Source organism: Streptomyces sp. NPDC045695 (genome assembly GCF_056432025.1).
Map to the genome: position 1 here is coordinate 45980 of NZ_JBWKJU010000014.1, position 23242 is coordinate 69221.

At 72.4% G+C, this 23242-nt stretch carries 22 protein-coding genes and 1 pseudogene; 10 read left to right on the forward strand and 13 right to left on the reverse strand.

Annotation, left to right across the window (positions count from 1 at the left end; genetic code table 11):
- Positions 1-109: 109 nt before the first annotated feature.
- The 5 genes and pseudogenes from AC07DU_RS23060 (at position 110) to AC07DU_RS23080 (ending at position 3142) form a co-directional block, all read left to right on the forward strand.
- Positions 110-965, forward strand: a pseudogene (locus AC07DU_RS23060) (helix-turn-helix domain-containing protein).
- Positions 946-1149: a DUF397 domain-containing protein gene (locus AC07DU_RS23065; RefSeq protein WP_479113262.1), complete on the forward strand. Its 204-nt coding sequence runs from the start codon at positions 946-948 to the stop codon at positions 1147-1149. The pseudogene AC07DU_RS23060 and the gene AC07DU_RS23065 overlap by 20 nt, the downstream one beginning before the upstream one ends.
- Before the next feature lie 48 nt (positions 1150-1197).
- Positions 1198-1659, forward strand: a complete 462-nt coding sequence (locus AC07DU_RS23070) for an SseB family protein (RefSeq protein WP_360896431.1) — start codon at positions 1198-1200, stop codon at positions 1657-1659.
- Positions 1660-1668: 9 nt separating this feature from the next.
- Positions 1669-2661, forward strand: a complete 993-nt coding sequence (locus AC07DU_RS23075) for an ArsR/SmtB family transcription factor (protein ID WP_479113264.1) — start codon at positions 1669-1671, stop codon at positions 2659-2661.
- A 97-nt stretch (positions 2662-2758) separates the two neighbouring features.
- On the forward strand, positions 2759-3142 hold the full coding sequence (locus tag AC07DU_RS23080; protein WP_479113266.1) for a hypothetical protein: 384 nt from the start codon (positions 2759-2761) through the stop codon (positions 3140-3142).
- Here AC07DU_RS23080 and AC07DU_RS23085 read toward each other — a convergent pair.
- Positions 3139-3603, reverse strand: a complete 465-nt coding sequence (locus AC07DU_RS23085) for a VOC family protein (RefSeq protein ID WP_479113268.1) — start codon at positions 3601-3603, stop codon at positions 3139-3141. The genes AC07DU_RS23080 and AC07DU_RS23085 overlap by 4 nt on opposite strands.
- A 43-nt stretch (positions 3604-3646) precedes the next feature.
- Complete coding sequence (locus tag AC07DU_RS23090; RefSeq protein ID WP_479113270.1) at positions 3647-4033, reverse strand: VOC family protein; 387 nt, start codon at positions 4031-4033, stop codon at positions 3647-3649.
- 79 nt (positions 4034-4112) lie between these two features.
- On the opposite strand from AC07DU_RS23090, the gene AC07DU_RS23095 reads away from it, so the two are divergent.
- Together AC07DU_RS23095 and AC07DU_RS23100 are read left to right on the forward strand one after the other, a co-directional pair.
- Positions 4113-4991 (forward strand): sigma-70 family RNA polymerase sigma factor, encoded by an 879-nt coding sequence (locus tag AC07DU_RS23095; RefSeq protein ID WP_479113272.1) that lies wholly within the window; start codon positions 4113-4115, stop codon positions 4989-4991.
- 186 nt (positions 4992-5177) lie between these two features.
- On the forward strand, positions 5178-6179 hold the full coding sequence (locus tag AC07DU_RS23100) for a pirin family protein (RefSeq protein ID WP_479113274.1): 1002 nt from the start codon (positions 5178-5180) through the stop codon (positions 6177-6179).
- Positions 6180-6186: 7 nt separating this feature from the next.
- Here the strand turns inward: AC07DU_RS23100 and AC07DU_RS23105 are convergent, their stop codons facing one another.
- Both AC07DU_RS23105 and AC07DU_RS23110 read right to left on the reverse strand, forming a co-directional pair.
- Positions 6187-7251: an AI-2E family transporter gene (locus tag AC07DU_RS23105; RefSeq protein ID WP_360896443.1), complete on the reverse strand. Its 1065-nt coding sequence runs from the start codon at positions 7249-7251 to the stop codon at positions 6187-6189.
- A gap of 17 nt (positions 7252-7268) precedes the next feature.
- Positions 7269-9494 carry an ATP-binding SpoIIE family protein phosphatase gene (locus AC07DU_RS23110; RefSeq protein ID WP_479113277.1) on the reverse strand — a complete coding sequence of 742 codons (2226 nt, stop codon included), beginning with the start codon at positions 9492-9494 and terminating at the stop codon, positions 7269-7271.
- A gap of 159 nt (positions 9495-9653) precedes the next feature.
- Here AC07DU_RS23110 and aspS point away from each other — a divergent pair, with 159 nt between their 5' ends.
- A complete protein-coding gene (gene aspS / locus AC07DU_RS23115) occupies positions 9654-11471 on the forward strand; it encodes an aspartate--tRNA ligase (RefSeq protein ID WP_479113279.1) in 1818 nt (605 codons plus the stop codon).
- Between the two features lie 60 nt (positions 11472-11531).
- On the opposite strand, the gene AC07DU_RS23120 is transcribed toward aspS, so the two are convergent.
- Complete coding sequence (locus AC07DU_RS23120; RefSeq protein WP_479113281.1) at positions 11532-13259, reverse strand: VWA domain-containing protein; 1728 nt, start codon at positions 13257-13259, stop codon at positions 11532-11534.
- A gap of 312 nt (positions 13260-13571) precedes the next feature.
- Between AC07DU_RS23120 and AC07DU_RS23125 the strand changes: the two genes are divergently transcribed.
- The gene (locus tag AC07DU_RS23125; RefSeq protein ID WP_479113283.1) at positions 13572-15659 is read left to right on the forward strand and encodes a PhoX family protein; all 2088 of its coding nucleotides are present in this window, start codon (positions 13572-13574) and stop codon (positions 15657-15659) included.
- A gap of 63 nt (positions 15660-15722) precedes the next feature.
- Here AC07DU_RS23125 and AC07DU_RS23130 read toward each other — a convergent pair whose 3' ends face one another.
- The 4 genes from AC07DU_RS23130 to AC07DU_RS23145 all read right to left on the reverse strand — a co-directional run bounded on the left by AC07DU_RS23130 (position 15723) and on the right by AC07DU_RS23145 (position 20677).
- A complete protein-coding gene (locus AC07DU_RS23130) occupies positions 15723-16982 on the reverse strand; it encodes a sensor histidine kinase (RefSeq protein ID WP_479113285.1) in 1260 nt (419 codons plus the stop codon).
- Complete coding sequence (locus tag AC07DU_RS23135) at positions 16970-17680, reverse strand: hypothetical protein (RefSeq protein WP_479113287.1); 711 nt, start codon at positions 17678-17680, stop codon at positions 16970-16972. Before AC07DU_RS23135 ends, AC07DU_RS23130 begins: the two co-directional genes overlap by 13 nt.
- Before the next feature lie 94 nt (positions 17681-17774).
- Complete coding sequence (locus AC07DU_RS23140) at positions 17775-19769, reverse strand: FUSC family protein (protein WP_479113289.1); 1995 nt, start codon at positions 19767-19769, stop codon at positions 17775-17777.
- 80 nt (positions 19770-19849) lie between these two features.
- Entirely contained in the window at positions 19850-20677 is an 828-nt protein-coding gene (locus AC07DU_RS23145; protein WP_360896467.1) for a hypothetical protein, read from the reverse strand.
- A gap of 141 nt (positions 20678-20818) precedes the next feature.
- On the opposite strand from AC07DU_RS23145, the gene AC07DU_RS23150 reads away from it, so the two are divergent.
- Positions 20819-21226 (forward strand): hypothetical protein, encoded by a 408-nt coding sequence (locus tag AC07DU_RS23150; RefSeq protein ID WP_360896470.1) that lies wholly within the window; start codon positions 20819-20821, stop codon positions 21224-21226.
- 66 nt (positions 21227-21292) lie between these two features.
- Here AC07DU_RS23150 and AC07DU_RS23155 read toward each other — a convergent pair whose 3' ends face one another.
- The 4 genes from AC07DU_RS23155 to AC07DU_RS23170 all read right to left on the reverse strand — a co-directional run bounded on the left by AC07DU_RS23155 (position 21293) and on the right by AC07DU_RS23170 (position 23077).
- Entirely contained in the window at positions 21293-21475 is a 183-nt protein-coding gene (locus AC07DU_RS23155) for a hypothetical protein (RefSeq protein ID WP_360896472.1), read from the reverse strand.
- A 69-nt stretch (positions 21476-21544) separates the two neighbouring features.
- On the reverse strand, positions 21545-21913 hold the full coding sequence (locus AC07DU_RS23160; protein ID WP_479113291.1) for a hypothetical protein: 369 nt from the start codon (positions 21911-21913) through the stop codon (positions 21545-21547).
- Positions 21914-22029: 116 nt separating this feature from the next.
- On the reverse strand, positions 22030-22629 hold the full coding sequence (locus AC07DU_RS23165) for a class F sortase (RefSeq protein WP_360896478.1): 600 nt from the start codon (positions 22627-22629) through the stop codon (positions 22030-22032).
- 205 nt (positions 22630-22834) lie between these two features.
- Positions 22835-23077: a hypothetical protein gene (locus tag AC07DU_RS23170; protein ID WP_479029499.1), complete on the reverse strand. Its 243-nt coding sequence runs from the start codon at positions 23075-23077 to the stop codon at positions 22835-22837.
- Positions 23078-23242 lie beyond the last annotated feature (165 nt).

A 23242-nucleotide genomic window follows, 5' to 3' on the forward strand; every position in this document is an offset into this window, starting at 1 on the left:
GCCTTCCTGTGGGGACTGAATGTGACGAACTGCTCACAGGCTGACGCGGGTCGGCGTAGCGTGGGAAGGGTTTCGGCTCCACAGTGCGAAGTGTGGAAAGTGGGCGATGGTGGCCGCGAGCAAGGACATTGACGGCTCGGCGAGCGTCCCGGCCCTCTACGGCAAGGAGCTGCGCTGGAAGCGGGAGGCGGCGGGGCTCACCCTTCAGCAGACGGTGGAGGGAAGTTTCTACGGCGTCAGCTACCTGAGCGAGATCGAGCGCGGCCAACGGCGCATGCCGATGGATTTGGCGCGGCATGTGGACCAGGTGCTCGGGACGGACGGCTTCTTCGAGCGGCGCTGCGAGGACGTCCGGAAGGCCCGGAGCATCGGCCAAGCCAAGTACGCCGAGAAGGTACTGGAGGCGGAAAGACTCGCGGAGACCATCGAGGAGTGGAGTCCAACGGTGTTTCCGGGCGTGTTGCAGACGGAAGCGTATGCCCGGGCGCACGCCCGGGCAGAACGCCCGCTGGAGCGTGCGGAGGAGACGGACCTGAAGCTCAGTGCCCGGTGGGCTCGGGCGGACCTCTTCGAGGGCGACCAGGCGCCCGAGTACTGGCTGATCCTGCACGAATCGCTGCTGAGGCTGCCGGTCGTCCCGCCGGAGCAGATGGCGGAGCAGCTCGACCGCGTCACGGCTTTGGTGCTGCGCAAGCGGGTCATTCCACAGATCGTTCCGTGGAACGCCGGAGCGCACCCGCTTCATGTCGGCTGGTACCACCATGATCATGACCTTTGCCGAGGCGCCGCCGCTGGTCTACGTGGAGTCGTTGCACAGCGGTGTCACCATCGACGATCCAGCCCTCGTGAAGCGCTACCGAAGGTCGTACGATCTGCTCAGGGCCGCCGCGCTACCGCCGGAGGCGTCCCTCGCCATGATGGAGGCGGCCGCAGAGGACTACCGAAATGGCAAGCATCGCAATTGACTTGAACGCCGCGCGCTGGCGGAAGAGCAGCTACAGCAACACCGACGGAGGGGTCTGCGTCGAGGTGGCCGACGGCCTCCCAGGGCTCGTCCCCGTACGGGACTCAAAGCGCCCCGACGGGCCCGTCCTCGTGGTGTCGGCCACGGCATGGGCCCCCTTCGTGGCGGAGCTCAAGGCAAGCTGACCGGTAACCGCGCGCCCGGCCCGCCGAGGCCTCGGTAGGCTTCGCCCCATGTACGGCTACGACCAGAACCCGGGTGCCCAGCAGCAGTACGCCCCGCCGCAGCAGCAGATGCCCGGCGCGGGGTACGAGCAGCCGCTGTACCCGGAGCCGTCCCCGCCCTCCCTCGCGGACGCGGTACGGGCCTTCACCACCGGGCAGCTCGCCGCCGAGGACTTCCAGCAGATCTTCGCCACCTCGAAGGTGTACTGCCCCCGCGGCGACACCCCCGGGTTCCTCGCGCTGCACAACACGCAGCAGCCCGTGATCCCCATGTTCACCACGCTCAAGGAGCTGCGCCGGTACGCCGGCAAGGAGTCCAAGTACTTCGTGATCACCGGCGCCGAGGTGATCGACCTGCTGCCGACCGGGTACGGCTTCGTCCTCGACATGGAGGGCGACCACCGGATGGTCTTCGACGCGAAGGCCGTCGAGCAGATGGTCGACTTCGCGATGCGCCGCATGTACGGCTAGACGCCGTATGTGAGCGACGTTGGGGGGCGTGCGGTGCTGAGGGTGCGGTTCACGACCGAGGACCTGCTCAACGTCACCTTTGCGAGCGAGCCGCTCCCGATGGTGGAGACGGCGATGGCGCTCGTCGCCTGGCAGCGCCGCGACGAGCAGTCGGTTTTCGGCCGCTGGCGCAGCCGCGTCAGCCAGGAGATGCCGGGGCGGGTGCGGCCGCTCCTGGACCTGCTGCGGCCCGACGGCGACAATCCGCAGTTCGTTGAGCCGTACTCGCGCACGGTGGACGAGGGGCTGGCGGCCGTACGGGACGCCGGCCCGCTGCTCACCGCCGACGAGCTGGACCGCACCGCCGCCCGGGCCCCCGGCCCGGCCTCGTGGCTGCGGGCGCTCTGGGGGCGGGACCGCGAGGCCTGGGAGCAGCTCGACGGGGCGATCAGGTCCGCGTACGAGGTGCTGATCGCCCCGCAGTGGCCGCGCATCCGGCAGTCCTTCCAGGCGGACGTGGCCTGGCGCACCCGGCTGCTGGCCGCCCACGGGATCAAGGCGTGCCTGGCCAGTACACATCCGCTGGCCGGCTGGACGGGCTCGGTCTTCGAGGTCGGGATGCCGCCGCACTACGCGACCGGCCTCGGCGGGCGCGGCCTGCAGCTGATGCCCTCGCCGTTCTGGACGGGCCGGCCGCTGCTCGCCGAGGGCCCGGACGGGCCGGACGGCAGGCGAGTGCTGATGTACCCGGCGCTGACGCCCCTGCCCCTGATCGGGCCGGGCCCGGCGGAGGGCGCGCTGGACGCGCTGCTGGGGCGGACCCGGGCGGCGGTGCTCCAGCTGCTGATCCAGCAGCGCACGACGAGCGAACTGGCCCGTGACCTGCACATCAGCCTGCCCTCGGTCTCCGAGCACACCCGCACGCTGCGCGCCGCCGGCCTGATCACCACCCGGCGCGACGGCAAGGCGGTCCTGCACTCGGCCACCGGCCTCGGCGTGGACCTGCTGCGCAGCGGCGGCTGACGCTTCGGCCACCGCCGAAAGGATCGCGCCCGCGCCCGCGGCTCCCGAATATCGGTGGAGCGGGGGAAACCCGCTCCACCGATCAGGGGAGTCTGCGATGACACGTACGTCGTTTCGCACGAAGCTCGCGGCCACGGCGGCGACGGCGGTGATGGCGCTGGGTACGGGGGTCCTGGCGGCGTCGCCCGCGCACGCCGTCGACGGCTCGTGGCACGGGTGTCCGCGCGAGGCCGTCTGCATCTACCCGCGTGACGCCGGCTGGAACAACGACCACCCGTCCGACGTGTACTGGGACGGCGTCTACCGGCTCTACGGGCAGGAGGGGATGCACTTCGTGGTCAACAACCAGACCTACAACTGGGTTGACCGCCTCTGCTACGACTCCTACGGGCAGAACTGCGACTCCTACGTCCAGCCGGCCGGCACCACCTGGTGGGTGGACCTGTCGCCGATGAACTCGATCAAGCTCAGCCCGCACTAGAGCTTGTCCGGTCGATCATGTGCGGAGCCAGATGACGAGGCTAACGACCCCAGCGGGCAGTAGTCACATGATCGTCCCGGAACCTCATGGGCCATCGGCGGGTGGGAGGCCTTGCCTCCCACCCGCCGCGCTGGCTCAAGGCCGACGTATTCGTACACGCCCCCGTGAGGGTGCCGCAGCACGGCTCGGTGGCCGTTGGGGGTGGGTTGCGCCGGCATCACCACGGTGGCACCGGCTGCGACGGCTTCTTCGACGGCGGTGGCCAGATCGGAGACCGCCAGGGTGGCACTCACTTGGGCGACCCTGTGCACTGCCTCGTCCGGACCGCTGAACAGCAGGAAGGGCCCAACGCTCGCCAGGCGTACACCGGCGAAGTCGAAGCGGTCGGCCGTCCGGCCGGTCAACCGCTCGTAGAAGGGGATGGCCGCCTCCAGGTCGTCGACGCGTTGTCGCGTGACCACCGAGTCGATCGTCCGGCATGCTGGAGCACCTCGTCCGTCAGAGTCAGGCGCGCTGGCGCAGCGAGATCCGGGTGCCGTCTGGGTCCACGGCCTCGACGCGGACCCCGTACCCGTAGTCCTCCGGTTCGGGCTGATCGAACGTCACACCGCGGTCGCGGAGCACCTTGAAGTCTGCGCGCAGGTCGTCCGATTCGAGGAAGACCGGACCGGGTGTGGTGCCCGGCCGCAGCTCGGCGGCCTGCCCCGCAGCCGCGGCGTGCGGCCACAGGATGATCTCGAGCGGGCTGCCGGGGACGCCCACCGTGAGGAAGCGCCCCTCAGGACCCGGGTAGTCGACGCGTTTCTCCAGACCGAGCCTTTCCGTGTAGAAGCTCAGCGCGCGCTCCTGATCGGTGACATAGAGCGTCACGTACATGATGTTCGTCAGCATGGTGCTCCTTCCGCGGTTACCCGGGCCTCTCCGGGCTCGTCATCACTCATGACGGAGCGGATTCGGGGAAGGTAACGACATGTTCGAAACCGGAACGACGGACCCGGTGGCCCAGGCGTTCGAGTCCCAGCGGGACCGGCTGCGTGCGGTCGCCCACCGCGTGCTCGGGTCGCACGCCGACGCCGAGGACGTGGTCCAGGAGGCCTGGCTGCGGCTCGCCCGCCAGGACGCGACCACCATCGAGAACCTGGCCGGCTGGCTCACCACCGTGGTCGGCCGGATCAGCCTCGATGTCCTGCGCTCGCGCCAGACCCGCCCCGAGGCGTCCCTGGACGACCGTCTGCCCGAACTCGTGGTCACGTTCGACGACGCCCCTGCCCCGGATGACGACGCGGTGCTCGCGGACTCGGTCGAACTCGCGCTCCTCGTCGTCCTGGATTCCCTCCGGCCCAGCGAGCGGCTGGCGTTCGTGCTGCACGACCTGTTCGCGGTGCCCTTCGACGAGATCGGCCGCATCCTCGGCAAGTCCACCGACGCCACCAAGATGCTCGCCAGCCGCGCCCGCAGAAAGGTCCAGGCGACCGAGCGGCCAGCCAGAGCACACCGGGAACGGCGCCAGGTGGTCTCCGCCTTCCTGGCAGCAGCCCGCGACGGCGACTTCGAGGGTCTGCTGCGCGTGCTCGACCCGGAGGTGCGGTTCACCGTCGACATCCCCGGCGGCGCGGTCGTCACCCTCGGCGCCACCAAGGTCGCCGCCGGCGCGCAGCTGGCCGCCAGCGCGGCCACTCTGAGCCGGGCAGCCCTCGTTGGCGGCCGTCCCGGAGTCATCTCCTGGCGCGAGGACGGAACCCCTTTCTCCGTCCTCGCGTTCACCGTCACGGACGGCCGGATCACCGCTATCACAGCCGTGGTCGACCCGGCGAAGCTTGCGCGGATGAACCTGCCGGACCCGGCATGAGCAGCTGCGTCACGCCGCCCCGCGACGCTCGACCAGGGCATCGCATCCGGCTTCGCGCATGATCGGCCGGACAGCTCCAGCCGGCCCGAGGGCCCCGGGGAATTCCCCCGGGGCCCTCTCTGTTCTGTCGGGTGTGGCAGAAAGTTCGAGTTTCAACTAAACTCGACGCAGAAGGAGGTCCTGACCATGCCCGCAGTGACTGTTGAGAACCCGTTGACCCTTCCGCGAGTGGCTGAGCCGCAGGCCGCCCCCGCACGCAAGGTGCTGGCCGTCGTCTCCGCTCCCGGTGGGTTCGAGGGCGAGGGATTCCCGGTGCGCCGCGCGTTCGCCGGGATCAACTACCAGTACCTCGACCCGTTCATCATGATGGACCAGATGGGCGAGGTGGAGTACGCGCCGGGCGAGCCCAAGGGCACCCCCTGGCACCCGCACCGCGGCTTCGAGACCGTCACGTACCTGATCGACGGAACCTTCGTCCACCAGGACAGCAACGGCGGCGGCGGAGTCATCAACGGCGGCGACACGCAGTGGATGACCGCCGGTTCGGGCCTCCTGCACATCGAGGCCCCGCCGGAGTCCCTCGTCGTGTCCGGCGGGCTCTTCCACGGCCTCCAGCTGTGGGTGAACCTCCCGGCCACGGACAAGATGATGCCCCCGCGCTACCAGGACATCGGCGGCGGCCAGGTCCAGCTGCTGACCACCCCGGACGGCGGCTCCCTGCTCCGCGTGATCGCCGGTGAGCTCGACGGCCACGAGGGCCCGGGCATCACCCACACCCCGATCACGATGATCCACGCGACCGTCAGCCCGGGCGCGCAGGTCACCCTGCCGTGGCGCGCGGACTTCAACGCCCTCGCGTACGTCATGGCCGGACGCGGTTCGGTCGGCGAGGACCGCCGGCCCGTCCGCACCGGGCAGACGGCCGTGTTCGGCGAGGGCGGCTCGCTCACGGTGCGCGCGGACGAGTCCCAGGACTCCAACGCGCCGGACCTGGAGGTCGTCCTCCTCGGGGGGCTTCCGATCCGGGAGCCGATGGCGCACTACGGGCCGTTCGTCATGAACAGCAAGCAGGAGCTCCAGCAGGCCTTCGACGACTTCCAGGCGGGCCGGCTCGGACGCATCCCCACGACCGCGCGCACCGGCCTCGGCCACCGCGGCACCGGTCAGGTGGACGAAGAGACGGCCTGAGGGAAAGCTAGGGGAGGTCCACGGGCCCGGGCGGCGCATCCGCGGCGTACCGGGTCCGCAGTTCCGAGATCACCCCGAAGGCGGCCGCGGTCAGCGGGACCGCGAGCAGCATCCCCAGGATCCCGGCCACACTGGCACCCGCCGTGATCGCCAGCATGACCACGGCGGGGTGCATCTGCACCGTCCGGCTCTGCACCACCGGCTGGAGCACGTTGCCCTCGATCACCTGGACCGCCAGCACCACGCCCAGGGTCCACGCCGCGACCACCCAGCCCCGGTCGGCGAAGGCGACCAGGACCGCCACCGCGCCGGACAGGAAGGCGCCGAGGTAGGGGATGTAGGCCGTCACGAAGACCAGGGCGCCCAGTCCCACGGCGCCCGGCACCTTCAGGACCAGAAGCCCGATGGTGATCAGTACGGCGTCGATCAGCGCGACGAAGGTGGTGCCGCGCATGAAGCCCTCGACGGCCTCGAAGGCGCGCCGCCCCATGGCCTCGATCATGTCGCCCGAACGGCTGGGCACCAGGGACCGCAGGCCCGCCGCGGCCCGGTCGGAGTCCCGCAGGAAGAAGAAGATCAGCAGGAGCGCCAGCAGGGCGGTGCCCAGCATCTGCCCGACCACGCTGATGCCCGTGAGCACGCCCGAGGCGGCGGTGCCGCCGAACTTCGAGAGCAGGTCCTTCGAGTTCTTGGCGAGGTCCTCCAGCGAGGTGCCGGCCGCCCCGAAGTGCTCGGCGAGGTCCTTGCCCGCCTTGCGCAGCGAGTCGATGATCTGGTCGCCGGTCTCGATCAGCGCCAGCACCACGACGTAGCCCGCCCCGCCGACCACCGCGACCACGGCCAGGCAGGTGAGCGCGGCGGCGAGGGAACGATTCATCCGCATCCGCACCAGCCGCCGGTGCATCGGACCGAGCAGGGCGGCGCCGAGCAGGGCGAGCAGCGCCGGGGTGACCGCCGCCTTGAAGGTGATGCACAGCCAGATCAGGACCGCGGCGACGCCGGTGACCAGGAGGAAGACGGCACACCAGGCGGCGAGCCGCCGCACGGGTTCGGGCAGCAGAGAGTTGGGCACGCGCTCATCCAACCACGTCAGTCAGAGGCGGCCTTGGACTGCTCGTGCAGCTCGAACCAGATCGACTTGCCCGCGCCGCGCGGGTCCACGCCCCAGGAGTCGGCCAGCATCTCCATCAGCAGTACCCCGCGGCCGCTGGAGGACATCTCGCCCGGCTGCCGCTTGTGCGGCAGCTCGTCGCTGGAGTCGGCCACCTCGACGCGCAGCCGGCGCCCGCCCAGTTCGCCCAGCGCCTCGGCCACCAGCAGGGCGTCGCCGTCGGTGTGCGTCAGTACGTTCGTCACCATCTCGGAGACCATCAGCACCGCCGAGTCCACCTGGTCGGCGTCGGCCCAGTCGTGCAGCAGTTCCCGGATCTGCCGGCGCGCGCCCGCGATCCGTTCCGGTTCGGCCTGGGCCACGGTCAGGGCCGTGCGGCGCGCGGGGCGGGCCGGGTGCGGCAGGAGCGCACCGCAGCCGCAGCTCTCGCCCTGGCGGCACAGCAGCACGACGGCTATGTCGTCCTCGCGGCGGTCGGCCAGCGGGCCGGTGGTGTGGTGCGAGGAGGGTCCGTGCACGGCCTGGACCAGCAGGTCCGCGAGCTTTTCGAGGTGGCCGTCCAGGTGCCCGCCGTCGACGCCGTCGGGGGCGCCTTCCGACCCCCCGTGCTCGTGCGCGTCGGATTCCAGGACCGCGCGCAGCCGCGCCCAGCCGGTGTCCAGGTCGTGGCCGCCGGTCTCGATGAGCCCGTCGGTGCAGAGCATCATCGTCTCGCCCGGTTCCAGCGTGAACCGGGTGGTCGGGTAGTCGGTGTCGGGGACGATCCCGAGGGGCAGTCCGCCCGCGGTGGGGCGCATCAGCACGGTGCCGTCCGCCATCCGGATCGCCGGATCGGGGTGACCGGCGCGGGCCACCTCCAGCACGCCGGTCTTCGGGTCGCACTCGACGTAGAGGCAGGTCGCGAAGCGCGGGCTGAGGAAGTCGGCGTCGTCGTACGGCTCTGCCTGCTCATCGGCGCCCGCGTGCAGCCCGGCCAGGAAGCGCGAGGCGCGCGAGAGCACCGCGTCCGGGCGGTGGCCCTCCGACGCGTAGGCCCGTACGGCGATCCGCAGCTGGCCCATCAGCCCGGCCGCGCGCACGTCGTGGCCCTGCACGTCGCCGATGACCAGCGCGAACCTGCCCGAGGGCAGCGGGATCATGTCGTACCAGTCGCCGCCGACCTGGAGGCCGCCGCCCGTGGGCACGTACCGGGCGGCGATCTGCATGCCGGGGATCTCGGGGCCGAGCTGGGGCATCATCGACCGTTGCAGGCCGGTGGTCAGTTCCCGCTCGGATTCGGCCACCCCGGCGCGCTGGAGCGCCTGCGCCAGCATCCGGGCCACCGTGGTCAGGACGGACCGCTCGTCGGGAGAGAAGGACGCCGGGTGCTTGAAGGCGGCCATCCAGGCGCCCATGGTCCGCCCGGCCACGATCAGCGGCAGGAACGCCCAGGACACCCGTCCGAAGCGCTGGGCGAGCGGCCAGGCGGCCGGGAAGCGCCGTTTGTAGTCCTCGGGGGTGGGCAGGTAGACCGCCCGCCCGGTACGGACGACCTCCGCGGCCGGGTAGTCCGTGTCCAGCGGCATGTCCGTGAAGGGCCCCTCCTCCCCGGGGTCGTGCCCGTGGTGCCCGATGAACGACAGCCGGTCCCCGGCCAGGCCGAAGACGGCCAGCCCGTCGGGGCTGAAGCCGGGCATGGACAGCGAGGCCGCGACGCGCAGCACCTCGGCGGTGGACCGTGCCTCCGCGAGGGCCCGGCCCGCGTCCAGCAGGAAGGCCTCGCGGGAGCGCCGCCAGTCGCCGGTGATGGTGGTGTGCGCGGCCGTGGTGCCGGGCTGGGGCTCGGCGATCTCCTGGATGGTGCCGATCAGCTCGTAGTCCAGGGTCCCGCCGGGCTCCCTCTCCGGGGACTCCCCGGCCGGCCGGCTCTCCACCGGCTTCGAGCGGCTGCGTACGGTCCGCAGGACCCGCCCGTCCACGTCCATGATCCGGAGCCGGGCCTCGGCGAGGGTGCCCTCGGCGACGGCCAGGTTCACGATCCCGTTGATCTCGTTCCAGTCCACCGGGTGGAAACGGGACCGTACGGCGACCTCGGGAAGCACCACGGGCTCCGCGGGCAGCCCGAGGAGCCGGGCGGCCTCGCCGTCGAGCGTGACCGTCCCGGAGGCGTTGTCCCACCGCCACAGGCCCGTCGCGATGGCGGCCAGGACGTCCTCGGTACGCACCCGGTCATCTTTACAGGTCATACCCGTGCCGTGCCTGTTCGCGGGCCCGCCGGGCGCGTTTCGGGGGGCGGGAGGACTGTGCCCGACCGGGTGCGCTCCCGGGCGGTAACCTTGGGACGGTTGAATCCACCTTAGGTATCGCGAAGAACTGGATGACTGATGCATCGGTACAGGTCCCACACCTGCGGCGAGCTCCGCGCCTCTGACGTCGCCGCCGACGTCCGGCTGAGCGGCTGGCTGCACAACCGTCGAGACCTGGGCGGCATCCTCTTCATCGATCTGCGTGACCACTACGGCATCACGCAGCTCGTGGCCCGTCCCGGCACCGCCGCGAACGAGGCGCTGAGCAGCGTCAGCAAGGAGACCGTCGTCCGCATCGACGGCAAGGTCGTCTCCCGCGGCGCGGACAACGTGAACCCCGAGCTGCCCACCGGCGAGATCGAGATCGAGGTCTCCGAGGTCGAGGTGCTCGGCGCGGCCGCCCCGCTGCCCTTCACCATCAACACCGACGACGGTGTGAACGAGGAGCGGCGCCTGGAGTACCGCTTCCTGGACCTGCGCCGCGAGCGCATGCACCGCAACATCATGCTGCGCTCGGCCGTCATCGCCTCCATCCGCTCCAAGATGGTGGCCCTCGGCTTCAACGAGATGGCGACCCCGATCCTGACCGCGACCTCCCCCGAGGGCGCCCGTGACTTCGTCGTGCCGTCCCGCCTGAACCCGGGCAAGTTCTACGCCCTGCCGCAGGCCCCGCAGCAGTTCAAGCAGCTGCTGATGATCTCCGGCTTCGACCGCTACTTCCAGATCGCGCCCTGCTTCCGCGACGAGGACGCCCGCGCCGACCGCTCGCCGGGCGAGTTCTACCAGCTGGACGTGGAGATGTCCTTCGTCGAGCAGGAGGACGTCTTCCAGCCGATCGAGCGCCTGATGACCGAGCTCTTCACCGAGTTCGGCAACGGCCGCGAGGTCACCTCGCCGTTCCCGCGGATCCCCTTCCGCGAGTCGATGCTGAAGTACGGCAACGACAAGCCCGACCTGCGCGCCAAGCTGGAGCTCGTCGACATCACCGACGTGTTCGAGGGCTCGGAGTTCAAGGCGTTCGCCGGCAAGCACGTGCGCGCGCTGGCCGTCCCGGACACCGGCGACCAGCCGCGCAAGTTCTTCGACGGCCTGGGCGACTACGCGGTCTCCCTCGGCGCGAAGGGCCTGGCCTGGGTGCGCGTCGGCGAGGAGGGCGCCCTGACCGGCCCGATCGCCAAGTTCCTCACCGAGGAGAACGTCAAGGTCCTCACCGAGCGCCTCGGCCTGAAGGCCGGTCACGCCGTCTTCTTCGGCGCGGGCGAGTTCGACGAGGTCTCCAAGATCATGTCCGGCGTTCGCGTCGAGGCGGCCAAGCGGGCCGGGCAGTTCGAGGAGAACGTCTTCCGCTTCTGCTGGATCGTCGACTTCCCGATGTACGAGAAGGACGAGGAGACCGGCAAGATCGACTTCTCCCACAACCCCTTCTCGATGCCGCAGGGCGGCATGACGGACCTGGAGGAGAAGGACCCGCTCGACATCCTGGCGTGGCAGTACGACATCGTCTGCAACGGCATCGAGCTGTCCTCCGGCGCCATCCGCAACCACGAGCCCGAGGTCATGCTGAAGGCCTTCGAGATCGCCGGTTACGAGGCCGAGACCGTCGAGCGCGAGTTCGCGGGCATGCTGCGCGCGTTCCGCCTGGGCGCCCCGCCGCACGGTGGCATCGCCCCGGGCGTGGACCGCATCGTGATGCTGCTGGCCGACGAGCCGAACATCCGCGAGACGATCGCCTTCCCGCTGAACGGCAACGCGCAGGACCTGATGATGGGCGCGCCGACGGTGCTGGAGGAGGCCCGTCTGCGCGAGCTGAACATCGCGCTGCGCAAGCCGGTCGAGATGAAGCCGGCGGACGCGAAGCCGATCGCGGAGGCCGTCCACCCGGACGCCGCGCGCTAGAGGTGAGCTGAACGCGAGGGGCCCGGGATCGATGATCCCGGGCCCCTCGTCGTGTCGCGGCTAGAACCGTTCGAGGATGCCCTTGAGGAGGGCGGCCGAGGTCAGCTCGGTCGGGGCGGGGCCGGCGTGGAAGAAGCCGGCGTTCTCGGCGTCCAGCTTGCGCAGGAAGTCGAAGGCCTTGGCGTCGTGGTCGCCGAACGCGATGAACTGCCAGTGGATGCCGGGGGCGGTCGCGGCGGCCTCGGCGATCGCCTGGCGGGCGGGCTGGCGGTTGTCGGGTGCGCCGTCCGTCTGGAAGACGACCAGGGCCGGGCCCTCGCCGCCGTCCTTCTGGTAGCGCTCGACGACGGCCTCGACGGCCACGTGGTAGCTCGTACGGCCCATGCGGCCGAGCTCGGCGTGGCGGGCCTCGACCCAGCCCTGGTGGTCGTCCAGGGTCAGGTCGGCGGTCCCGTCCACCTCGGTGGAGAAGAACACCGTGTGCACGGTCGCCGCCTCGTCCAGGTGCGCGGCGAGGGCGAGGGCGTGGTCGGCGAGGTACTGGGCGCTGCCGTCCTTGTAGAACCCGCGCATGGAACCGGACCGGTCCAGGACGAGGTAGACCTTGGCGCGCGCGCCGGCCTTCCCCTTGCCCCGCAGCACCTGCCCGGCGGCCTTGTACGCGCCGGCCACCTCGGGCGCCCGCCGCCGCACCACGGCCGCCCCGTGAGCGGGCCCGCCGCTGCCTTCGGCCTCGCCGGCCAGCGGCTCGCCCGCAGCGGGCTCGTCCTGCGCCTGCGGCGCGGCAGCCTCAGCGTCGGCCTCGGCCAGCGGCTCAGCCTGCGCCTGCGGCGCGGCAGCCTCAGCGTCGGCCAGCGGCTTGGCCTCGGCCTCGGCCTGCTCCTGGGCCTGCGGCGCGGTGGCCTTGGGCTGGTCCGCAGCCTCAGCGACGGGCTCGGTCTCGGCCAGCGGCTCAGCCTGGGCCTGCGGCGCGGTGGCCTCGGGCTGGTCGGCAGCCTCAGCGACGGGCTCGGCCCCGGTCAGCGGCTCGGCCTGCGCCTGCGGCGCGGCAGTCTCAGCGGCGGCCAGCGGCTCGGCCTCGGCCTCGGCCTGCTCCTGGGCCTGCGGCGCGGTGGCCTCGGGCTGGTCGGCAGCCTCAGCGACGGGCTCGGCCTCGGTCAGCGGCTCAGCCTGCGCCTGCGGCGCGGTGGCCTCAGCGGCGGCCAGCGGCTCGGCCTCGGCCTCGGCCTGCTCCTGCGCCTGCGGCGCGGCGGGCTCGGGGTGGTCGACAACCTCGGCCACCGGCTCGGCCTCGGCCTGCTCCTGCGCCTGCGGCGCGGTGGCCTCGGGCTGGTCCGCAGCCTCAGTGACGGCCTCGGCCTCGGTACCGGTGGCGGTGGTGTCCGCCTCCGGCGCGGTGGCCTCGGCGGCGACCGGCTCGGCCGCAGCGGGCTCGGCCTGCGCCTGCGGCGCGGGGGCGTCGGCCTCGGCCGGCTTCGCCGGGGGCGTGGGGGTTTCCTGGTCGGGCTTCGCCGCAGGCGACCCGGCAGGCGACCCCGCCGGCGAGCGGCGGGCTTCCGGGACCGTCGGGTCCACCGTGGGGGCGGGCGCGGGGGCGGTGAGGACCGTGCCCGGCTCGCGGTCCCGGGGAGCGGACTGCGGGGGCACCGTGGGGTTGTCGAAGGACGCCGCCACCAGTTCGGCGGCCGCGTCCAGCGGGGTCCGTTCCGTCTGGTTCGGGACAGCGGCCGTCTGGGCGTCCGTAGTTTCCGGAACGGATTCCCCGGACCGTCCGAATACCTTGCGCAACAAGCTCCGAATACCCATGGCCAGGCCTTTCGCATGTGTGCGTGCGTCATTTGTCCGTGCTGCGCGGATGATCCCTGCCCAGAGTGGACACGTAAGGTTATCGGCCGCCCGGCTCGATCTTCGGCAGGGTCGCCTTTCGTGGCGTCCGGCTCCCCCACGCCTTCGCACCCCTCTCGAACTCCCGCACCGCCGTGCCCGGTTCACCGGCCGTTCATCCCCGCGCCGCCGCGTCGGCGCCACCCGGGCCTAGCGTCACGGCTGGATCGTTCCGACAGGTTGTCGGCGCCCACGCAGCTATCTCGGAGGACACTCGTGCGCAAGCTCCTGCCGCTCATAGGCAACCCGCATGGGGGCGGCCGTTCCGCTCTCACCTGTCGCTACCGCTGTGGCGACGCCTGCTTCCACGAGGTGCCGAACACCAGCGACAACGAGTACGCGGGCGATGTCATCGCCCGCGCCTACTCCCGCCGCTCGATGCTGCGCACCGCCGCCGTCGTGACCGTCGCCACCGCCGCCGGTACCGCCGTGGCCCTCGCCGGCCCCGGCCAGAGCGCCAACGCCGCCCCCGCCGGTGAGGCCGGGGCCGCCGGCGCCGGCAAGAGCGGCGAGGCCGCCCGCGGCCTGCGCTTCAAGCCCGTCGCGCCGAACACCGACGACAAGGTCACCGTCCCCGAGGGCCACGAGCAGAACGTGGTCATCCGGTGGGGCGACCCGATCGTCAAGGGCGCCCCGGGCTTCAACGCCGACCGGCAGACCGCAGCCGCGCAGGCCGGTCAGTTCGGCTACAACAACGACTTCCTGAGCCTGCTCCCGCTCGGCGGTGACTACGAGCGCCAGCAGCTGCTCGTGGCCAACCACGAGTACACGGACGAGAACCTCATGTTCAAGGCGTACGACCCGGCCAACCCGACCCGCGAGCAGGTCGAGATCGCCTGGGCCGCCCACGGCCTGTCCGTGGTGGTCGTCCAGGAGGACCACCGCAGCGGCAGGCTGACCGCGGTCAACCGCCACCAGCTCAACCGGCGCCTGACCGCCACCAGCGAGTTCAAGATGACCGGTCCCGCCGCGGGCAGCGCCCTGCTGAAGACCTCCGTGGACGCCTCCGGCACCAAGGTGCTCGGCACCCTCAACAACTGCGCGGGCGGCACCACCCCGTGGGGGACCACCCTGCACGGCGAGGAGAACTTCAACCAGTACTTCGGCAACGCCGGCCAGGTCACCGACCCCACGCAGGCCGCCCGCCTGAAGCGCTACGGCGTGACCGCCGGCGCCACCGAGCGCAAGTGGGAGCGGTTCGACAAGCGCTTCGACGTCGCGCAGGAGCCCAACGAGTCGCACCGCTTCGGCTGGGTCGTCGAGCTGGACCCGTACGACCCGAACTCCGTCCCCCGCAAGCGCACCGCACTGGGCCGCTTCAAGCACGAGGCCGCGCAGCCCCGCCTGACCGAGGACGGCCGCCCGGTCGTCTACATGGGCGATGACGAGCGCTTCGACTACTTCTACAAGTTCGTCTCCTCGAAGCAGATGAAGAAGGGCAACTCCCGGGCGGCGAAGGAGCACAACCTCACGCTGCTCGACGAGGGCACCCTCTACGTCGCCAAGCTCACGGGCGACTCCCCGGCCGCCTCGATCGACGGCACCGGCAAGCTCCCCGCCGACGGCGAGTTCGACGGCTCCGGCGTCTGGATCAAGCTGGCCACCGGCAACGTCTCGCACGTCGAGGGCATGACCGCCGAGGAGGTGTACGTCTTCACGCGTCAGGCCGCCGACAAGGTGGGCGCCACCAAGATGGACCGCCCCGAGGACGTCGAGCCCTCCCCGCGCACCGGCCGCGTCTACGTCGCGCTGACCAACAACAGCGACCGCGGCAAGGCCGGCAAGGCGGGCGCGGACGAGGCCAATCCGCGCAACCTGAACAAGCACGGCCAGATCCTGGAGCTCGCCGAGAACTTCGACGACCCGGCCGGCGACGGTTTCGCCTGGCGGCTCTTCCTGGTCGCCGGTGACCCGAACGACCCGGCCACCTACTTCGCGGGCTTCCCCAAGGACAAGGTCAGCCCGATCTCCTGCCCGGACAATGTGGCCTTCGACCCGCACGGAAACCTGTGGATCTCCACCGACGGCAACCAGCTGGGCTCGCACGACGGCCTGTTCGGCGTCGCGACCGCCGGTGAGCGCCGCGGCGAGCTGAAGCAGTTCCTGACCGTCCCGCGCGGCGCCGAGACCTGCGGTCCGCTGATCCAGGACAAGCGCGTCCTGGTGTCGGTCCAGCACCCCGGGGAGATCGACGGCGCGTCCGTGGAGAAGCCGCAGTCGGAGTGGCCCGACGGCCCCGGCAAGATCGTCCGCCCCGCGGTCGTCTCCGTCTGGCGCAAGGACGGCCGCAACATCGGCGTCTGATCCGTCGTCCGTGGACGGTGTTTCACGTGAAACACCGTCCACGGACACGGCCGCCCGACGCGGTCACTTCCCGTCCGGCAACCGCCCGACGGGAAGGGTGAGCGTCGTCGACGCGCCCCCGTCCGGCGCGTTGGCGAAGCGCAGCTCGATCTCCAGCACCGCCGCCTGACCTGCCACGATCGTCAGACCCAGACCGTGGCCGCGCCCGCGGCCCGGGTCCCCGGTGCGGAACCGCTGCGGGCCCTGCTCGATCAGCTCGGCCGGATAGCCGGGCCCGTGGTCGCGGACCACCACCACCGGGCCCGTCACGGTCACCTCGACCGGGGGCCGGCCGTGCTGGTGGGCGTTGGCCAGCAGGTTCGCCAGGATCCGGTCCAGACGCCGCCGGTCGGTGAGCACCACCGCCTCCCGGATGACCCGCACGGAGGCGGCCAACCCGGTCATCGTGACGGCCCGGTCCACCGCCCGCCCGAGCTCCACCGGGGCGAGCTCGGCCCGTTCGCCGCCCGATTCCAGCCGGGAGATCTCCAGCAGGTCCTCGGTCAGCAGGTGCAGCGCCTTGAGCCGGTCGTTGATCATTTCCTTGGGGCGGCCCTCGGGCAGCAGCGCCGCGGCGGCCAGCGAGCCGGTGAGCGGGGTGCGCAGTTCGTGCGCCACGTCCGCCGTGAAGCGCTTCTCCGCCTCCAGCCGGGCCTGGAGCGAGCGGGCCATCGAGTCCAGCGCATGGGCCACGTCCCGTACCTCGTCCCGTGAGCGGGCCGGCCGGGCGTCGTCGCCGTCGGCCGGGAAGTCCACCCGGGCGTCGAGGTCGCCGGCGCTGATGCGGCGGGCCACGTCGGCCGTGGTCACGAGCCGCCGGCTGATCCGGTTGGCGAGGAAGACACCGGCCAGCGCCACCACTCCGGCCGCGAGCGCCGAGGAGGCCAGGATCGCGGCGTCGATGTCCCGCAGCCGGTCGCGGGTGTTCCGGTACGGGAGCCACACTGCGAGGGCCTTGCCGTCGGCGGGTCCGGCCGCCCACATGACGGGCTCGTCCTTCCGCGCGCCGACCATGCTGCCGGTCTGTCCGCGCGCGACGAGTGCGCGCAGAGGTCCGGGCAGGTCGGGCGGGTCCAGGGCGATGTCCACGTCGCCGTGCGCGGTGCCGTACTCGTAGTGGCCGAGGGCGTGGTCCAGTTCCGTGTCCGCCTCCTTGCGGACCTCTCCGACGATCTGCCGGGCGACCACGTTGTGCACGAGGATCCCGAGCACGGCGGCGACCAGGCAGCACACCATCGTGGTGGTCAGGGCGATCTTCCAGCGCAGGCTGCTCAACGCCGGCATCGTGCTCCGTCCCCGTTCAGCGGAGGCTGCGTGAGAGCGGCGCACACGTCGAGGGTGAGCTGGGACAGGTTCATGATCCCGGCCTTCGGGTCCCACACGTAGTCGTAGACGGCGACGTACACCGGGTTCGACGTCGGCTCGCGGACCGCGAGGTGCTCGGCGGCCACCTCCACGCCCTCCAGCACCGCGCGCCGGGACAGGATCCGGGCGATCCTGCCGTCGTCCTGGACGGTGTAGACGCGCAGCTCGCTGAGGCGGCCGTCGATGTCCAGGGCGGTGATCAGCTCCTCGCGGCCGTTGCCCGTCAGGTCGTGCAGGACCCCGGGGCGCACCGGGCAGTTCGGCCCGCCGTCCACAGCCTGTGTGCAGAGCGCGAGCCGCCGGACGGCCCGCGGGTCCACGAGCAGCCCGTTCCCGCCGTCAGCGGCGGTGGCCGCGGTGACGTCCGCCCGTACGACGTCCAGCGCGTTCACCTTGCGCATGCTCAGGTCGGCCACCTCGGGCAGGCCCGGGATCACGGCGGCCGTCCCCTGTTTCTGGTCCGGGTCGGGCGGTGCGGGGCGGATGTTCCTCCACAGGGTCCGCGGGGCGTGCACCGTGCCGAGGTCACCCTCGCTCTTGAGTCCTTCCACGTCGGCGCACCCCGCCGTGGCCGCCATGGCGGCGGCGAGGGCCGGGAGGAGGCGGAGGCAGCGCATGGTCCGATGCTCCCGCGTCCGGTGGATCCCGGCCCGGACACAGGACCATCCGGAGGACGGGGCCCTGCGCCGGACACCGGCCTGACGGAGCCGCTCAGGCCCCCGGGCCGGCGATGGCGCGGGCCGCCGCGAGTTCCTGGTGGACCGCGGCCAGGACGCTCGACTCGTCACCCGCGGGCTCCGCTTCGACCCGGACCGGGGTCGTGCTGCTGCGCACCCGCCCGGCGAGCTCGCGCAGCTGCCGCGCGACCGACTCGACCTCGCTCGCCGCCGGCGCCGCCGCGCCGTGGTCGACCCGGACCCGCGCGGCGGTGGTCGCGTCCACGATCCGCTCGACGGCGACCACCAGCGGCCACCACGCGGCGGCCCGCTCGCCCGTCGGGGGCGGCTCGGTCAGGGCCCGCTGGAACTCGCTGCGCACCCCCGACAGGTCCCGGTAGATCCTCCGGCGGTCCTGGAGGCGGGCGGTGCGCGCCGCCGCGTCCGCGGCCTGGTCCGCGGCGGGGGCGAAGGCCCGCTCGACGTAGCGGGCCGCGTCGTCCACGGTGTCGGCGAGCCGGTCCCCGATCCGGGTGTGCCAGCTCTCGGGCCACAGCAGGTACCCCGCGACGAGGGTGATGGCGCATCCGATCAGGCTGTCCAGCAGCCGGGGCCGGATCAGGTCGAACCCCTGGTGGTTGAGCAGGTCCGAGAGCAGCAGGATGACGGGGGTGATCGCGGCGGTCTGGAAGGCGTACCCCTTGGCGGAGAAGGCGGGGATCAGCGCGGCGAGCACCATCATCACGGGCACGGTCCACCAGCCGCGCGGTACCTCGGCGAGCACGGCGGCGGCGACGACCAGCCCGGCCGCGGTGCCGAGCGCGCGCAGGACGGCGCGGGAGAACACCGAGCCGAAGTCCGGCTTGAGGACGAAGGTGACCGTCAGCGCGACCCAGTAGGACCGCTCGACCTCGATCACCGACACGAGCGACTGGGCGAGCCCGATGCACAGCGCGAGCCGCAGCCCGTACCGCCAGGAGGCCCCGGACAGCACCATCTCGCGCACCGCCCGGCGGGCCCGCACCCGCAGCGCTGCGGGCCGCCCGAGGCGGTCGTCCACGCGGTACGGGTCCGGTTCGGCGAGGTGCACGATCCGCGCGGCATGGCGCAGGGCCCCGTCGATGGCCCGCTCGGCCGGCCCGTCGGGGTCGGGCAGCTCCAGGACGGGGGCCGCCGTGCGGCCCTCCTCGACGGCGGCCGCCAGTTCCCGTACGGCCGCGGGCACCTCGGGCGGCAGCGGCCGGCCGCGCAGGTGCGCCGCGGGCGCGGCCTCCACCAGCGGGATGACCACATTGAGCTGGGCGAGCATCCGCACCAGCGAGGGGCTGCGCCCGTGCACCCGGGCCCGGCGGCCCAGCACCAGGTCGTAGGACTGGTTCAGGGCCTGGGTCAGTTGCCTGCGGCGCTCGTCGTATACGGCCCCGGGGCCCCCGGCGGCCTCCAGGGCGTCGGCCAGGGCGCGGTAGGTGGCGGCGACGGCCTCCCGCTCCGGCTGCCGGCCGCGCACCGGCCAGCCCAGCAGGGTCAGAGCGAGGACGAACAGGCCGCCGGCGCTCAGGAGCAGCGGGGCGGTCCACCAGGGCTCCGGCATCGGCAGCCCGGCGCCGACGACGGCGTTGAGCAGGAGCAGCAGCCCGGACACGGAGGCGACCGTGCCGACGGAGGAGATCATCCCGGAGACGAGGGCGATGAGGGTGAGCACGCCGACGGCCAGCCAGCCGTGACCGTAGACCAGGGTGCCGAGCGTGACCCCGACGGCGCCGAGGAGCTGCGGCACGGCGATGTTCAGGACGCGCATCCGGTAGGCGTCCGCGGTGTCGCCGATGACCCCGGACAGGGCGCCCATGGAGGCGAGCGCGCCGTACTCCGGCTCGTCCAGGGCGAATCCGGCGGCGAGCGGGGCCGACAGGGCGACCGCCGCGCGGGCCACGGCGGCCCAGGGAATCGGAGCGGCGCTCGGCTTCAGGCCGTTCAGGAGCCAGGCGGGCGGGGCCAGTGGGCGGTGCCGGGCTCGCCGCGACGTTATGTCTTCGGTGCGTTCGGTGCTCATTGCGCTTCCGTGCCGCCGCTCGCGAATCGGTTCTTCTGTGTGCTACCGCGTCGTTCTACATATGTGGGTACCTTCCGAGCTTATGGGGTGCGGCGCAGTCGTCCCAGCACCCATGCGCTCAGCGCGGCGGCGAGGCCGATCGCCAGGACCACCCAGGTGGTGGTGCGCAGGAACGCGGTGAGGGCGTCGTACACGGCTCCGGCGGCCGACCGGTCGATGTCGGCCGGCAGGTCGTCCAGGGTGAGCCTGCGCATGACCTCCACCGCCAGCCACAGCAGTCCCGCCCCGATCGCCAGCCCCAGGCCGGTGGCGATGACGGCGCGCCGCCGGTGGACGGCGACCGCGATGGCCGCCGCGGCCAGGACCACGGTCAGTACGGGGAGCCAGACACCGGCGACCTGGAGCATGCGGAAGCCCTCCCGGAGCGCGCCGAGGTCGTCGTACTCCATGACTTTCACGGACAGGTGGGTCACCGGGATGCGGTCGGCGAAGGGCACTCCGTCGTCGACGAGTTCGCCCTTCACGTGGCCTATGACGGGTGCCAGATCGATGGTGACGGCGTCGCCGTGCCCGGTGGTGAGTGCGTTGAGGAAGGCCGCGTGGGCGGCCCGGTTGGCCGCGTCCCAGGCGGTGCGGTAGGCGGGGGTGCCGGCGAAGGAGCGCAGGGCCTCGTCTATCAGGGCGTCCACGCCGCTCTGGAAGGGACCCGCGTCGATCTGACCGGACAGGGCCCGGGAGGTCTGGGTGACGACGACGTCCTGCACGGCCGGGTTCCCGGCGAGCGGGGACATCGCGGCGGTGTAGCGGTCGGCGTCGCCCAGCTCGTGGTCGGCCCAGTACGCGACGGCGCTCGCGGGCACCAGCAGGGCCACGAGCGCGAGGAGTACCGCCGACAGGATGGTGCGCACGTCACCAGGGAAAGCGCGCGCGGGGCCGGGCGCGAGCGGTGTTGCTGCGGGCGGGTGGTGAGCGGACCCCCGGCGAGCACTGATCCACTTGCCGGGCGGGGGCGGCGGGTGTGCCCTGGAGGATGGAGAGAGGAGCCCGTCATGGCACATGCGGCACCCACCGCCCACCGGCGGCACGGCTGGCAGTCCCGGGACATGGGCCACCTGAGCAGGAGCGCCTACGCGCGACCCCTGCTCCTCGGACTGGTCTACGGCGTCTGGGCGGCCTTCATCCAGCGCCAGACGGGCCCCGTGGACGCGGGGAACGTCTTCTACGGGATCCTGTGCGGCGCGCTGTTCGCCGCGATCGTCTTCGGCCTGGCCCGGATCGGCCCCCGCCTCAAGCGGGAGGCCCACGCCGCCGCCTACGGCGTCTTCGCCGGTATCGCCGCCGGCTACCTGCACAGCCTCACCAACTCCTCCGTGCTCCGCGCCACCGTCATCGGCCTCTTCGTCGGCCTGGGTGTCGGCGGGGCGGCGTTCTACCGCTACTACACCCGCGAGCCCTGAGCGGAGGGCGCCGGTTTCCGGGCCGCGTGCCCGGGGACCGGCGCCCCTCCACTGCCGCGGCCGCTCCTACGCGGCCGAGTCCGCGGCGGCTGCGGCGGCGGTCTTCGGCGAAGCGGCCGGGTCGACGTGCCCGGTCTGCTCGGCCGGCTCGGCCTGCTCCACCGGCTGGGTGCGGCGGACGGGCGGGGCGCATCGGGTGACTTCGGCGCGGAGCATGGCGTTCAGCGCGGTGTACGGGTCGATGGGCATGGCGGAACCTCGCGGTGTTTCAGAGGGGTGTGGGGGACTGCGCTGGGACTCATGGGCTGTCCGGCCCGGTCAGCAGCGCAGGACCACACTCCGTACCGACCGCGGGGTCAGGGCCGGCTGGGCCCTCTCCGCGACCGGTGTGCTCGGCGGGGTATCCGCGTGTTTCACGTGAAACACGGCCAGCGGGGAGCGTCGTACGCCCGGCAGCCCGCGCACGAACGTCCGCACGGCCGCCCGGGCCCCGGGGTCGGCCGCCGGATCGGACGGGCCCTCCATGGGCTCGGTGGGCTCGGCGGGCGCGTAGGGCGCGGAGGGCCCGGCAGGGCACTCAGCGGCGGCCTGGCCGGCCGGACCGGCGCCGAACACGCACAGCAGCACCACGCAGACCACGGTCAGGGCCCTGGTCAGTGCCGTACGCGCGCGTCGACTCCCGCTCATGCGAGGGGTGTGCCCCGCCGCGCCCGACGGCTCCCGGCGAGGCGTGAAGAAGCCTCCGACCGGGGTAACGAAGACACCCCCCCACGGCTGAACGGGTGGCCGCGGGCGGGCTCGGCTCAGTGGGTGTGGCGCTGGCCGGTCAGCCGGGCGAGGACCGCGGTCTCGCCGCTGACGAGCCGCAGTTGGGCCCGGCCCGCCGGATCCTCGCGGCCGGCGGTCGCACCGGGCGAGACCCGTACGACGGTGAAGACGGCCGTACGGCGGTCCGCGCGGGGCACCTCGATGGTCCGGCCCCGCCGCAGCTCGCCGAGGCGCAGCCCGGCTCCGGTGACCACGGCCGTACCGGCCGTACCCGGCGCGGGGCTGCCGGTGTCCCAGGCGAGGTCCTCGTGCTCGCCGGTCAGCGGCATGTCGAGGCCCAGGCTCGGGATGCGCAGGCGCAGGGGCCGCGCCGCCCGCAGCGGTGCGGGGGCCGCCCGCAGCGGCCCGGCGGCGGTCCGCGGCGACCGGGCGCCGCTGCCGGGGGTGTGCGCGCCGGACTGCTCCAGCTCGCGCACGAGCCGGCGGTGCCCGGACAGTCCCAGCGCCCGCGAGGGAAGCGCGTCATCGGTGGTCGCGGCCGCGGGCCCGGCACCCTCGGTCCGGTTCAACGCCAGGATGCCGGTGGACAGCAGAGCCACCGTCAGCGAGGCGACGACCCACTTGGCGCGGGGCATGAGTATCCCTCCAGTCCGGCTCGTACGGCCGGGTCATGTGAGCAGTGGACACCTCCTCTGCCCATCCGCACCTCGTGCAACACGTGAGGCTGACAGAACGTCACGGGCGTGTCGCCTCCCGATCGGGAGATCGCCGCAGCTCACACCCGGTCCCCCCACCGGACGCCGGTCTCGCGCACCGTGCGCCCGAACGAGTGACGGGGTCTCACATGACGACGGCCGCCGTGCCCGCGCCCATCAGGACGGCGGCCAGGTGCACCGCCGGGTGGCCGTAGTCGCCGTACCAGAGGTGGCGGGCCAGGCCGCCGAGAGCGGCCAGACCCGCGATGACGCCGATCTGGCCGAACAGGGTGACGGCACAACAGGGGGCCAGGAGCAGCAGCAGCGAATTGAGCCAGAACGGGGCGGCGCCCGTCCAGCCGCGCCATTCCCTGATCGCCGTCGGCATGTGCGACCGGCCCCCTCTTGTTCTTGGTCAACTCATCGGCTGCACAGCCTCCTTGGGTGCGGGGGGCGGGCACAAGGGCCCGGTCGGCTAGAAAACCGAAGGCCAGGCCGAAAGTCGTCCACAGCGCGGTCGACCGGGGCCAGTGGCAGGCGGATCAGTGCAGTT

Coding starts and splice junctions, on each gene's coding strand:
- AC07DU_RS23150 (WP_360896470.1), top strand. CDS start 20,819: ATGGCACATGCGGCACCCACCGCCCACCGGCGGCACGGCTGGCAGTCC.
- AC07DU_RS23160 (WP_479113291.1), bottom strand. CDS start 21,913: ATGAGCGGGAGTCGACGCGCGCGTACGGCACTGACCAGGGCCCTGACC.
- aspS (WP_479113279.1), top strand. CDS start 9,654: ATGCATCGGTACAGGTCCCACACCTGCGGCGAGCTCCGCGCCTCTGAC.
- AC07DU_RS23155 (WP_360896472.1), bottom strand. CDS start 21,475: ATGCCCATCGACCCGTACACCGCGCTGAACGCCATGCTCCGCGCCGAA.
- AC07DU_RS23065 (WP_479113262.1), top strand. CDS start 946: ATGGCAAGCATCGCAATTGACTTGAACGCCGCGCGCTGGCGGAAGAGC.
- AC07DU_RS23135 (WP_479113287.1), bottom strand. CDS start 17,680: ATGCGCTGCCTCCGCCTCCTCCCGGCCCTCGCCGCCGCCATGGCGGCC.
- AC07DU_RS23095 (WP_479113272.1), top strand. CDS start 4,113: ATGTTCGAAACCGGAACGACGGACCCGGTGGCCCAGGCGTTCGAGTCC.
- AC07DU_RS23090 (WP_479113270.1), bottom strand. CDS start 4,033: ATGCTGACGAACATCATGTACGTGACGCTCTATGTCACCGATCAGGAG.
- AC07DU_RS23140 (WP_479113289.1), bottom strand. CDS start 19,769: ATGAGCACCGAACGCACCGAAGACATAACGTCGCGGCGAGCCCGGCAC.
- AC07DU_RS23100 (WP_479113274.1), top strand. CDS start 5,178: ATGCCCGCAGTGACTGTTGAGAACCCGTTGACCCTTCCGCGAGTGGCT.
- AC07DU_RS23170 (WP_479029499.1), bottom strand. CDS start 23,077: ATGCCGACGGCGATCAGGGAATGGCGCGGCTGGACGGGCGCCGCCCCG.
- AC07DU_RS23165 (WP_360896478.1), bottom strand. CDS start 22,629: ATGCCCCGCGCCAAGTGGGTCGTCGCCTCGCTGACGGTGGCTCTGCTG.
- AC07DU_RS23130 (WP_479113285.1), bottom strand. CDS start 16,982: ATGCCGGCGTTGAGCAGCCTGCGCTGGAAGATCGCCCTGACCACCACG.
- AC07DU_RS23070 (WP_360896431.1), top strand. CDS start 1,198: ATGTACGGCTACGACCAGAACCCGGGTGCCCAGCAGCAGTACGCCCCG.
- AC07DU_RS23080 (WP_479113266.1), top strand. CDS start 2,759: ATGACACGTACGTCGTTTCGCACGAAGCTCGCGGCCACGGCGGCGACG.